Here is a 12,764-nt window from a genome sequence, read left to right on the forward strand (position 1 = left end):
TGAACAGGGGCTATACGAATCGGCTCGCGAATCGCTGGACCGGGATGAATCCTCTGTCGGACGCACCCCGGCCAGATGTGGCGTGCGACGCCGCGCCGGCATAGCGTGATCGATTCATTCGGTGCCCCCCGCATGACCGGACGAAAGCGAGACGTGCATGCACGGCCTCGGACAAACCAAGAAAAGACAATATAAGTAACCCGGATAAAAATCCCGGTATGCACACTTGAGGAGCCCTACGATGCAATCGCTGAAAACCCTGACTCTGAGCGCCTCGCTGGCCGCACTCTCACTGGGACTCGCGGGTTGCCCGGATACGACGACGGTCTATACCATCAGTGGTTCGGTCACGGGGCTGGACAGCGCCGCATCGGTCACCCTGCTGAACAACGGCAAGGATTCGCTGACCGTGACCCGCAACGGCAACTTTGTCTTCCCCGCAGCCCTGGTCGACGGCGCGACCTATTCCGTCACCGTCGGGACTCAGCCCATCGGGGAGACCTGTACCGTGCGCAACGGCAGCGGCGTCCTGGTGGCCGGCAACGTGACGAATGTCTCGGTCACCTGCGGCACGCCCCTGGTTTCGACGCTGGCCGGCTCTACGACACCCGGCGCCGCCAACGGATTGGGCGCAGCCGCGTCGTTCTACTATCCGACGGGCGTCGCGGTCGATACCAACGGCAATCTCTACGTCGCGGACACCAACAATTTCGAGATCCGTAAGATCACGGCGGCCGGACTCGTCACGACACTGGCCGGAACGACGACCCAGGGTTCTGCCGACGGCATCGGTGCTGCCGCCGGATTCAGCTATCCCACGGACGTGGCGCTCAGCGCCAACGGCACGACACTCTACGTGGCCGACTCCTACAACAACGAAATCCGCACGATCGATCTGGCGACGGGCATGGTCAATACCTTCGCCGGATCGACCACGCCCGGCTTCAAGGACGGCGTCGGCACCGCAGCTGGCTTCCACTATCCCAAGGGCGTGAAGCTGGATACCGCCGGCAATCTCTACATCGCAGACTTCAACAACAATGCGATCCGCAAGATTACCCCCGGCGGGGTCGTGACCACCCTGGCCGGCTCGGGTGCGGCAGGGGCTACCGACGGCACGGGCACCGCAGCCACGTTCAACCATCCGAAAGGCATCGCCGTCGACGCCCAGGGGAACGTGTATGTCGGCGACGTCGACAACAATGAAATCCGCAAGGTGACCCCCGCCGGGGTCGTCACCACGCTGGCGGGTTCCACGACCCCGGGGGCCGCCGACGGCATCGGGAGCGCCGCGTCGTTCAAGGCACCCAAAGGCGTGGCGCTCAATGCCGACGAAACCGCGCTGTACGTCGCCGACGGCAACAACGAGATCCGCCGGATCGATCTGGCGACGCGGATGGTCACGACGGTGGCCGGCTCGACCACGCCCGGGACCACGAACGGCCCGGCCGCTTCCGCCTCGTTCAACAACCCGGTGGGCATTGCGCTCGACGCAACTGGCAACATCTACGTGGGCGACACGGACAACCACCAATACCGCAAGATCACCCCATGATCCCCATCGAGATCTGCGGTGTGACCCCTAACGCGCTCTCAGACGCTATCGACCGGATGAACGGCACAGCGCCGCCCACTGGCGACATCCGCCAATCCAGTGGCTTTTCCCGCAGGCCAGTCTATAATCCATCTCCATGAAAATGCCGCGCTTTCTGCACTACGTCTTCCTGCTGCTCGCTGTCTGGCTCCCGCTGGACAACGCGCTGGCCGTTGCCGTGGTGGAAGGCTGCCCGATGATGTCCCATGCCTTCGCCCAAGGGCTAGCGGCCACGGAACATCCCTCGACCGACGGCGGCCACTGCATGCACACAGCCACGCACGGCGCGGATATCAGCCAGCAGGCGCAGTCGGCGCCCTGCGAGCAATGCGACAACCATTGCTGCGCCCTCTGTCTGCTGCTGGGCAGCGTGTCCCTGCCCAGCCAATACGGCATCGCGGTGCCGGCATTTCATGGCATCGTCGCCTTCGCAGACCTGCATGCCGTTCGTCCTGCAGCCCCCTCCACTCCGCTGTATCGCCCACCGATCGTATAACCCCACACGGACGGATCGCTTCGGCGTTCCAGGATCGCATCCGAATCCGCACCAAGGCGCGCCCGTCCGAAATACCACGCAATGATTCCGGTTTGATCTGCCGCCTCCGGCTTATTCTGACCGCCACACTGTTCGTGAATTGAAGGGGTTATCATGAAACCACGCCCTCCGAGGTTGCATCGCGCAACCCTGACGCCGATGGCCATCGCCACGGCATTGCTGTGCCTGCCGTTCCTGGCGGGACTCAGCGCGACCACCTACGCCGCCGCGGTCAAATCAACCGAGATCAAACCGACTGACGTGCAGCAATCGCTAAGCCTGCAGGAAGCCGAGCAGCTGGCCATCCGGCACGATCAGGGCCTGGACGCCGCCCAAACCGTCCGGGACGCCAACGCCAGCGCCGCCCGTGCCGCCAACCAGCTACCGGACCCGACGGTTTCCGTGCAGCTGGCCAACCTGCCGCTGGACACGTTCAGCTTCACGCAATCGCCGATGACGATGACCCAGGTCAGCCTCAGCCAGATGCTGCCGCCCGGGGATACCCTCGCACAACGGGCATTGGTTGCCGATGCGAAGACCGCCGCCGCCACGGCGAATCTTGCGGTGAAAACCCAGATTCTCCGTCGGGAAGTCGGGCGCTTCTGGCTGACGGTCTACCGCGACCGGCAGACCCTCGCCCTGCGCCAGCAGGAACGGACGCTCTACCGCAAGCTGCTGCACAGCGCCGAAACGGCCTACAGCGTCGGACGCGCGCGACCCACGGATCTCGTGCGCCTGCGCGTGCGCCTTGCCGAACTGGACGACCGGATCGAGCAGCTGCGCGGCGACACCGCCGCCACCCAGGCCCGTCTCGCCCGCTGGATCGGCCCGCGTGCCGAGGCTCCGTGGCCATCGGCCCTCCCGGAGGCCCTGACCACCCTGCCGCAGGGCGATCTGAACAACCAGCCGGAGCTGAACGCATTACGCGCCCAGCTGGCCGAAGCCCGCGCCGAAACCGGGGTCGCCCGAGCGGCCTTCAAGCCTCAGTTCGGTGTGCAACTGGGCTATGGAATACGCGCGGGCCATCAGCCCGACACCCTGAGCGTCGGCGTCAGCATGAGCCTGCCGATCTTCACCGGCGAACGCCAGACGCCGCTGCTCGTAGCCGCCCAGAAGCGGGCCCAGGCGCGCCAGCTCGATCTGGACAACCGCGCGGCGGAACTCCACGCCCAGGCCGAGGCGCTGCGCCAGGCATTGGCGAGTCTCGACCGCCGCATTCACGGCTACGATCACGACATCCTCCCCCAGTTGCGGCAGGTCGCCAAAATCGCCCAGAACCAATTCGGCTCGGGCAGCGGCGAATTCACCGCCGTGATCGACGCCGAGCAAGCCATTCTGCAGGGCCGCCAGCAGCGGCTCGACCTCATGATCGACCGGGCCGGCCGCCTGATCGACCTGCGCTATCTTCTGGAGAATCCCGCATGAACCGCCCGAACCTCTTCCGCACGGTCGTGACCGGCGTCGCCGCCTCCGCCGTGACTTATACCCTCATCAGCGTCCCGATGATCCATCCAAAGGACGCCCATGCGAACGACGCCAGCCAAACGGTCAATCCGACAGGCAATGGCCATGACCATGCCGCGATGCCTGCCAGTCCCGCCGCCAGCAGCAAGGCCGGCGACGAAACCAAGTTCGTCACCAAGTACACCTGCCCGATGCACCCGCAGATCATCGAGGATCATCCTGGCACCTGCCCGATCTGCGGCATGAACCTCGTGCCCAAGCTCTTCCCCGTGAAGGTGAAGCCCAGCGCGGCCGAAACGGCGACGCACGCGGTCGCAACACCCCAGGCTCAGCAGCAAATGGCCGACGACCATAGTGCGCATGACCACTCCGCGATGCCCAGCGGGACCACGGCCAGCGCCAAATCCGGGGCCGAGACGAAATTCGTCACCAAGTACACCTGCCCGATGCACCCACAGATCATCGAGGATCATCCCGGCACCTGCCCGATCTGCGGCATGAACCTCGTGCCCAAGCTCTTCCCCGTGAAGGTGAAGCCCAGCGCGGCTGAAACGGCAACGCAAGCGGTCGTAACGCCCCAGGCCCAGCAGCAAATGGCCGACGACCACAGTGCTCATGACCACAGCGGGCACGACCACACCGCCCTGCCCAGTGGGACCACGGCCAGCGCCAAATCCGGGTCCGAAACGAAATTCGTCACCAAGTACACCTGCCCGATGCACCCGCAAATCATCGAGGACCATCCCGGTACCTGCCCGATCTGCGGCATGACCCTGGTGCCCAAGCTGTTCCCCGCCGACACCAAGGATTCCGGCGGACAGGCCCAACCTCAGGCGCAGGCCGCCCAACCGACCGTAGCCGCGCCGGCAGCTCAGGAGACTTTGCCCCCGGTTGCCGTGGCGCCGATGACCCTCAAGTACATGAACGTGGTGCTCGCGCCCGTGCAGTGGCGTAACCTCACACGTCAGATCCACAGCGTCGGTCTCGTCGGGTTCGATGAAAATCGGATTTCCCACGTGCATCCGCGCGCCAGCGGCTGGGTGGAAACCCTGAACGTGCGCGCCCTGGGCGACACGGTGAAGAAGGGCGAGGTGCTGCTCACGGTCTATTCGCCGGACATCCTGGCGGCGGAGAAGGATTATCTGGTCGCTGCCAAGAGCGGCATGCCGGCCTTGCGCGATGCCGCACTGGAACGCCTGCGGCTGCTGAGCGTGCCCGAGTCGATCATCAAGCAGATCGCCGATACGGGGCGCGTGACCCGCACCATCCCCATCACCGCGCCGCAATCGGGCTATATCTCCGCGATCAACCTGCGCGAGGGCATGTACATCACCCCCACGCTGGACCTGTTCACCATCGCCGATCCCGGCAAGGTCTGGGTACAGGCGGAAATCCTGGAACGCGACATGCAGCAGGTCGCGGTCGGTCAACCGGCCGAGATGACCGTCGACGGCATTCCCGGCCGTATCTGGCACGGCAAGGTCGATTTCGTGTATCCCGAGCTCGACCCCAAGTCCCGCACGCTGAAAGCGCGACTGGTGTTCGACAACCCGGACGGCGTGCTCAAGCCGAACCAGTTCGCCGAGATCGGCATCAGCGGGGTATCGCAGGGCGACGTGCTGACCGTCCCGTCCACAGCCGTGATCCCGACGGCGAGCGGCGCGCGCGTGGTGCGCAAGAATGCCGACGGCACCTTCCAGCCGGTCCATGTGCAGCTGGGCGACTCGGCCGGCGGCTATACCCAGATCACCCACGGCCTGTCGCCCAACGACGTGGTCGTGGCCTCCGGCCAGTTCCTGATCGACTCGGAAAGCAACGTCCAGGCGGCCTTCGCCCGGATGACCGGCGCCGTCGATCAGCCGGCACAATGAGGGAGATGCCCGCATGCTGAAATCCCTCATTGAACTGTCCATCCGCAATCGCGTGATGGTCCTGCTGCTGGCCGCGTTTCTGGCGGCCATCGGCTGGTATGCCTGGCAGGCAACGCCGCTGGACGCGATCCCGGATTTATCCGACACCCAGGTCATCATCAAGACGAGCTACCCGGGGCAATCGCCCCAGGTGGTGCAGGACCAGGTGACCTATCCGCTCACGACCACCTTGCTTTCGGTGCCGGGCTCCACGGCGGTGCGCGGCTATTCCTTCTACGGCGATTCCTATATCTACGTGACCTTCAAGGACGGCACGGACCTGTACTGGGCCCGCTCCCGCGTGCTCGAATACCTGAACCAGGCCCGGGCCAACCTGCCGGCCAACGTGCAACCGGCGCTCGGCCCGGACGCCACGGGCGTCGGCTGGGTGTACGAATACGCGCTCACCGACCCCAGCGGCACGATGAACCTCGCCCAGCTCACCACGTTGCAGAACTGGTTCATGAAGTTCCAGCTGCAGACCGTGCCCGGTGTCGCGGAGGTGGCCACCGTCGGCGGCATGGTTCAGGAATACCAGATCGTGGTCGATCCCAACCGCCTGCGGGCTTTCGGCGTTTCCATCAACACCCTGCGCACCGCGATCGCCGGGGCCAACCGGGAAGTGGGCGGCGGCGTGGTCGAACTGGGCGGTTCGGAATACATGGTCACGAGCCGGGGTTATCTGAAGAGCGTGGCCGACATCGAGCGCATTCCCGTCGGCGTCACGAAGACCGGCACGCCGATCCTGGTGCGGGATCTCGGCAGCGTCCGACTCGCGCCCGCGCCCCGGCGCGGCGTGGCGGATCTCAACGGCAAGGGCGAGGTGGTCGGCGGCATCATCGTGATGCGCAGTGGCGAGAACGCCCGCCAGGTCATCGACGCGGTGAAGACCAAGCTCGAACACCTGAAGCCCAGCCTGCCCAAGGGCGTGGAGGTCGTGCCGGTGTACGATCGCTCCGGGGTCATCAATCGCGCGGTCGATACCCTGAGCAACAAGCTCATCGAGGAATTCCTCGTCGTGGCGCTCGTCTGCATCGTGTTCCTGTTCCACTTCCGTTCCGCACTGGTGGCGATCGTGAGCCTGCCCCTGGGCGTACTCGCCGCCTTCATCGTGATGCATCTGCAGGGAATCAACGCCAACATCATGTCGCTGGGCGGCATCGCCATCGCGATCGGCGCCATGGTCGACGCGGCGATCGTACTCATCGAGAACGCCCACCGACACCTGACGGACTGGCAGGAGAAACACGGGGCCCCGCCACGCGGAGACGACCACTGGGCGCTGATCGCCAAATCGGCGGGCGAGGTCGGGCCGGCGCTGTTCTTCTCGCTGCTCATCATCACCCTGTCGTTCATGCCGGTCTTCACCCTGCAGGCGCAGGAAGGGCGGATGTTCGCGCCGCTGGCCTTCACCAAGACCTATGCCATGGCCGCCGCCGCCGGCTTGGCCGTGACCCTGGTGCCGGTGCTGATGGGCTATTTCATCCGCGGTCGCATTCCGCCCGAGGAGCGCAACCCCATCAACCGCGCCCTGATCTGGCTGTACCGCCCGGCGCTGCGTGGCGCCTTGCGTTTCCCCAAGACGCTGATCGCGCTCAGCCTCGTGTTCATGCTGTCCATGGTCCTGCCGCTGGCGGGGGTCCAGGGCTTTCTCAGCCCGCTCAAGTGGGGTGGCAGTACCGACTGGCAGCTGAAGGTCACCCAGTGGCAGAACGCGATCGCCAACGGCTGGTCGCAGACGTTCTCGGGGTCGCCGCGTATCGCCCAGCTCGGCCGGGGTCTGGGCAGCGAGTTCATGCCGACCCTCGACGAGGGCGACCTGCTGTACATGCCGACGACGCTGCCGGGCCTGTCCATTGGCGAGGCCCGCATTCTGTTGCAGCAGGTCGATCACCTGATCGCCGAGGAGCCCGTGGTGAAATCGGTGTTCGGCAAGATCGGCCGGGCCGCTACGGCCACCGACCCCGCACCGCTGACCATGATCGAAACGACCATCCAGCTCAAGCCACGGGACGAGTGGCCCGCCGGGATGACACTCGACAAGCTGATCGACAATCTGAACCAGAAGATCCAGTTTCCGGGCCTGAACAATGCCTGGGTCATGCCGATCAAGACGCGGATCGACATGCAGACCACCGGCATCCAGACACCAATCGGCGTGAAGATCTCCGGCCCCGACCTCACCGAGATCGCCCGGATCGGCAAGCAGGTGGAAGCCGTGCTGCAGACGGTGCCCGGCACCCGGACGGCCTATGCCGACCGGACCAACAGCGGCCGCTATATCGAGATCACGCCGGATCGCGTCAAGGCGGCCCGCTTCGGGCTCAACATCGGCGACATCCAGGACGTGATCAGCATGGCGGTCGGCGGGGTGGAGGTCACCCAGACCGTCGAAGGCCTGGAACGCTTCCCCGTGAGCCTGCGCTACCCCCGGGCGGATCGGGACAGCGTCGCCAAGCTGGAAGACCTGCCGATCGTGACCCCGAGCGGCGCCACCGTCGCCCTGGGGCAGATCGCATCCGTCGCCGTGGTCGAAGGCCCGCCGATGATCCGGAGCGACGACAGCCGACCGGCCGGGTACGTGTTCGTCACCACGCAGAACGTGGATCTCGGCGGCTACGTCAACGCGGCGCGGCGGATCGTCGACAGCAAGGTGCACTTGCCCGAAGGTTATGCGATCAACTGGACCGGCCAGTACCAGTACCTGCAGCGTGCCAGCAAGCGGCTGGAACAGGTGGTGCCGCTGACCCTCGGCATCATCTTCGTCCTGCTGTTCCTGATTTTCCGGCACGGCGGCAAGGCGCTGATGATCATGGGCAGCCTGCCGTTCGCCCTGGTCGGCGGATTCTGGCTGCTCTGGGCGCTCAACTTCGAGATCTCCATCGCGGTGGCCGTCGGCTTCATCGCCCTGGCGGGCGTCGCGGCGGAGTTCGGCGTGGTGATGCTGATCTATCTCGACCAGGCCATCGCGCGGCGTCGCGCGGCCGGCACGCTGAACACCCGCAGCGATCTAGCCGAGGCGATCATGGAGGGCGCCGTGCTGCGCGTGCGTCCCAAGGCAATGACCGTCGCCGTCATTCTCGCCGGCCTGATTCCGATCCTTATCGGCCACGGCACGGGGGCGGAAGTGATGTCCCGCATCGCCGCCCCGATGATCGGGGGCATGATCACCGCGCCGCTGCTCTCGCTGTTCCTGCTACCGGTCATCTACTGGCTCTGGCAGCGTCGGGGATTGCCGCGCGGCTGATTCGGCCATGACCGTACTGCCTGCACCCCCGGCCCCGTGCCGGGGATTTTTTGCGCCACAATCGGGGGGAAACACACCGATGAAGGCCCGCAGCATGCCGATCCCGGCTGAACGATCGCGCGAAATCCTGTACTGTATGACCCGATCCTGACCGCGCAGGTCGGATGATCGGTGCGCGCACCCTTCGCCCGATCGGCCCGCGTCACGCCCCGTTGTACCTGAATGAGCGACTCTATGCCCCCGATGACCGTCGACCAGATTCGTCACCTCGCCGCGCCCGACATGGCGGCGGTGAATACCGTGATTCAGCAGAAGCTGTCCTCGGATGTCGCGCTCATCAACCAGTTGTCGCAGTACATCATTGCCGGCGGCGGCAAGCGGTTCCGACCGATGGTGCTGATGCTGAGCGCCCAGGCGCTGGCCTTCCCCGCGCTGGAGGCCCCCGCCTGGTCCGCTCAGATGGCCGCCGTGGTCGAACTGATCCACACGGCCACCCTGTTGCACGACGACGTGGTCGACGAATCCACCCTGCGCCGGGGTCGCGACACGGCGAACGCCCTGTTCGGCAACGCCGCCTCGGTGCTGACCGGAGATTTCCTGTACTCGCGCGCCTTCGAGATGATGGTGGAAGTTGGCGAACCCCGCGTCATGGCCATCCTGGCCCAGGCGACCAACCGGATCGCCGAGGGCGAAGTACTCCAGCTCATGAACATGGGCGACCCGGACGTCGACGAGGCCCGCTATCTGGACGTGATCGTGCGCAAGACCGCCACCCTGTTCGAGGCGGCCACCCGGCTGTCGGCCGTACTGACGAAGCAGGCGCCGGATGTGGAAGACGCCATGGCGGCCTACGGCCTGCATCTGGGCACCGCCTTCCAGCTCATCGACGACGTGCTGGATTATGACGGCGACGAGCAGGAGACCGGCAAGCACGTCGGCGACGATCTGGCCGAGGGCAAGCCGACCCTGCCCCTGATCGTCGCCATGCGCGAGGGAGATGCGGCCACCGTGGCCCTGATCCGCCGGGCGATCACCGAACAGAGCAGCGCCGAAATCGACGCCGTGTGCGCGGCGATTGAACAGACGGGCGCTCTGGCCTATACTGCGCGCCTTGCCGAGATCGAGGCGGATCGGGCGAAGGCGGCCATCGCGTCGCTTCCCGATAGCCCGTACAAGAACGCCCTGATCTCGCTGGCCGATGCGGCCGTGCAAAGAAAAGGCTAATGTACTGATTTTACAGCGCTTATCTGCCGATTGTTTGCACAAGGCATTTTCGGAGTGTGGCTCAGTCTGGTAGAGCACTACGTTCGGGACGTAGGGGTCGTAGGTTCGAATCCTATCACTCCGACCAATTCGAAAACCCCGCCAAGAACCCGCTCGGGTCGTCTGGCGGGGTTTTTTCATGTGCGGTAGAACAAAACGGCCAGATCCCCCATCAGGTCGGTATCGGCAAGGCCGTCTTGTCCAGCACCCGGCGCAAGACGAAACTGGTGTGCACCCCCGTCACCCCTTCGATCCGGGTGATCTTGTTCAGCAGCAACGCCTGATACGCATCCATGTCGCTCACCACCACCTTGAGCTGGTAATCCGCCGACTGCCCCGTGATGAGCAGGCACTCCAGCACCTCCGGCAACCGGGCGATCTGCGCCTCGAAGTGCGCGAACCGCTCCGGCGTGTGCTGATCCATCGAGATATGCACCAGCGCCTCCAGATTCAGACCCAGCTTGCGGGCGTCGAGCAGGGCGCGATAACCCTGGATGATGCCGCTTTCCTCGAGGGCGCGGACCCGACGCAGGCAGGGCGACGGCGAGAGACCGATCGCATCGGCCAGTTCGATATTGCTCAGGCGCCCGTTCTCCTGCAGCAGACTGAGGATATGGCGATCGTAGCGGTCCAGCGACATGGAAAATCCCCTTTTCAGACCCTGTTTGGCATGTAAATTCAATAATGAATTTATTTTTAGCACGATTTTGCCAAAAACACGTCAATCACGCTGAAATACGCAATCGCCTGCCGCATCGAACGACATAGAATTTCTTCGTACCCGGTGACCCCGGGCCGCCCCCGACCTGAGGCCTACCCGGCTGGCAGGTCGGCTCGCCGCCTCACGAGGGCCGCAGGGCGGTGCAGGGGGTTTTTCGGGCCACCCCCGAACCGTGGTACCCCATCGCTTCCGCCACCCACCCCCGGGAAAATCCCAGGAAAACCCCAGGAAAACCCCAGGAAAACCCCAGGAAACCCCAAGGAGCCCATCATGTTGTCGCAGCCCAGCCGGAAATACCGCCCCACGCCCGTCCCCGACCTGCCCGATCGCCAGTGGCCCAGCCGGCGCATCGAAGCGGCGCCCGTCTGGCTGAGCACCGATCTGCGCGACGGCAATCAGGCCCTGTTCGAGCCGATGGATACCGCACGCAAGCACCGGATGTTCCGCATGCTCTGCGCCATCGGCTTCAAGGAAATCGAGGTGGCGTTTCCATCCGCCTCCCAGACCGACTTCGACTTCGTGCGCCAGCTGATCGAACAACGGCACATCCCCGACGACGTGACCATCGCCGTGCTCACCCAGGCCCGGCCGCATCTGGTCGCCCGCACGCTGGAGTCCCTGCAGGGTGCGCGGCGCGCCATCGTGCACCTCTATATCGCCACCTCGCCGACGTTTCGGGAAACCGTATTCGGCATGAATCGGGAAGAAGTCACGCAGCAGATCCTGGCGGCCGTCGAACAGACGCGACGCCACGCCGACGCCCATCCGGAAACCGAATGGGTACTGGAATTCAGCCCGGAAACCTTCAATGCCACCGAACCGGAATTCGCCCGCGATCTCTGCGATGCGGTGGTCGACCGGTGGGGCGGTACGCCCGAACAGCCCGTGATCATCAACCTGCCCGCCACGGTGGAAATGGCCACGCCGAACGTGTACGCGGATCAGATCGAATGGATGCATCGCCATCTGGCCCACCGCGACCGCATCGTGCTGAGCGTGCATCCGCACAATGACCGGGGTACGGCCGTGGCCGCCGCCGAGCTGGCCCTGATGGCCGGCGCGGACCGGGTCGAAGGTTGCCTGTTCGGCCAGGGGGAACGCACCGGCAACGTCGACCTGATCACGCTCGCCCTGAACCTCTATACCCAGGGCATCGACCCGCAGCTGGATTTCGGCGACATCGACGCCATCGCCCGCGTCTGCACCGAGTGCAGCCAGCTGCCGATCTCGCCGCGCCATCCGTACGTGGGCGACCTGGTCTATACCGCCTTTTCCGGCTCGCACCAGGACGCCATCAAGAAAGGCTTCGCGGCCCGGGACCCCGACGCGCCCTGGTCCATTCCCTACCTGCCCATCGACCCGGCGGATCTCGGCCGGACCTACGACGCCGTCATCCGGGTGAACAGCCAGTCGGGCAAGGGCGGCATCGCCTACCTGCTGGAGACCGCCTACGGCCTGCGCCTGCCGCGCCGCATCCAGATCGAGTTCGCGGGCGTGGTCCAGCAGGCCATGGATCGGCAGCATCAGGCGGGACAGTCGGCGGAAATGAGCGCCGCGCAATTGATGGCGCTGTTCGAGGCGACCTATCTGGCGCCAACGACGGCCATCACGCTCGTCGAAAGTCGCCTGGCCACGGCAGCGGACGGCGTCACGCAGACGGTGAAGGCGACCTGGGAAGCGGGTGGCGCGCGCTTCGAACGCCAGGGTTCGGGCAACGGGCCCATCGCCGCCTTTCTCGACGCCCTCGATCTGCCCGTGCGCGTCCAATGGTATGAGGAGAGCGCCATGACCCAGGGCAGCGATGCACGGGCCTCGGCCTTCGTGGGGCTCGTCACCGACGACGGACGGTACAGCGCGCAAGGCGCGGGCATCGATGCGAATATCGTGTCCGCTTCGTTCCAGGCGATCATCTCGGCTCTCAACCGGATGGATGCGTTTCGCGTTGCGGACCCCGCGATGGCGTTCGAAGCCGCGGCGCATTGACCCCGCCGATGACGCGCTGACTCGGGGACCGCCCCCCGAGCCTCAGG

8 protein-coding genes and 1 tRNA gene are annotated in these 12,764 nt (G+C 65.4%); 8 read left to right on the plus strand and 1 reads right to left on the minus strand.

Annotation, left to right across the window (positions count from 1 at the left end):
- Positions 1-241 precede the first annotated feature (241 nt).
- From A9404_RS08350 to A9404_RS08380, 7 genes are all read left to right on the plus strand, one after another.
- The gene (locus A9404_RS08350; RefSeq protein ID WP_082922845.1) at positions 242-1,555 is read left to right on the plus strand and encodes an NHL repeat-containing protein; all 1,314 of its coding nucleotides are present in this window, start codon (positions 242-244) and stop codon (positions 1,553-1,555) included.
- A gap of 136 nt (positions 1,556-1,691) precedes the next feature.
- Positions 1,692-2,090 carry a hypothetical protein gene (locus A9404_RS08355; protein ID WP_156521290.1) on the plus strand — a complete coding sequence of 133 codons (399 nt, stop codon included), beginning with the start codon at positions 1,692-1,694 and terminating at the stop codon, positions 2,088-2,090.
- A gap of 153 nt (positions 2,091-2,243) precedes the next feature.
- Positions 2,244-3,554, plus strand: coding sequence for a TolC family protein (locus tag A9404_RS08360; RefSeq protein WP_082922846.1), 1,311 nt, complete (start codon positions 2,244-2,246; stop codon positions 3,552-3,554).
- A complete protein-coding gene (locus A9404_RS08365) occupies positions 3,551-5,464 on the plus strand; it encodes an efflux RND transporter periplasmic adaptor subunit (protein ID WP_066100160.1) in 1,914 nt (637 codons plus the stop codon). The genes A9404_RS08360 and A9404_RS08365 overlap by 4 nt, the downstream gene beginning before the upstream one ends.
- Positions 5,465-5,477: 13 nt before the next feature.
- Positions 5,478-8,750 carry an efflux RND transporter permease subunit gene (locus tag A9404_RS08370; protein WP_066100163.1) on the plus strand — a complete coding sequence of 1,091 codons (3,273 nt, stop codon included), beginning with the start codon at positions 5,478-5,480 and terminating at the stop codon, positions 8,748-8,750.
- 243 nt (positions 8,751-8,993) lie between these two features.
- Positions 8,994-9,974 (plus strand): polyprenyl synthetase family protein, encoded by a 981-nt coding sequence (locus tag A9404_RS08375; RefSeq protein ID WP_066103074.1) that lies wholly within the window; start codon positions 8,994-8,996, stop codon positions 9,972-9,974.
- A gap of 50 nt (positions 9,975-10,024) precedes the next feature.
- Positions 10,025-10,101: transfer RNA gene (locus A9404_RS08380), tRNA-Pro, on the plus strand.
- 84 nt (positions 10,102-10,185) lie between these two features.
- Here the strand turns inward: A9404_RS08380 and A9404_RS08385 are convergent.
- On the minus strand, positions 10,186-10,653 hold the full coding sequence (locus tag A9404_RS08385; protein ID WP_197490312.1) for an Lrp/AsnC family transcriptional regulator: 468 nt from the start codon (positions 10,651-10,653) through the stop codon (positions 10,186-10,188).
- Between the two features lie 351 nt (positions 10,654-11,004).
- On the opposite strand from A9404_RS08385, the gene leuA reads away from it, so the two are divergent.
- Positions 11,005-12,717 (plus strand): 2-isopropylmalate synthase, encoded by a 1,713-nt coding sequence (leuA, locus tag A9404_RS08390; RefSeq protein WP_066100166.1) that lies wholly within the window; start codon positions 11,005-11,007, stop codon positions 12,715-12,717.
- Positions 12,718-12,764: the final 47 nt, after the last annotated feature.

It is taken from the genome of Halothiobacillus diazotrophicus, from assembly GCF_001663815.1.
Lineage (GTDB): Bacteria > Pseudomonadota > Gammaproteobacteria > Halothiobacillales > Halothiobacillaceae > Halothiobacillus > Halothiobacillus diazotrophicus.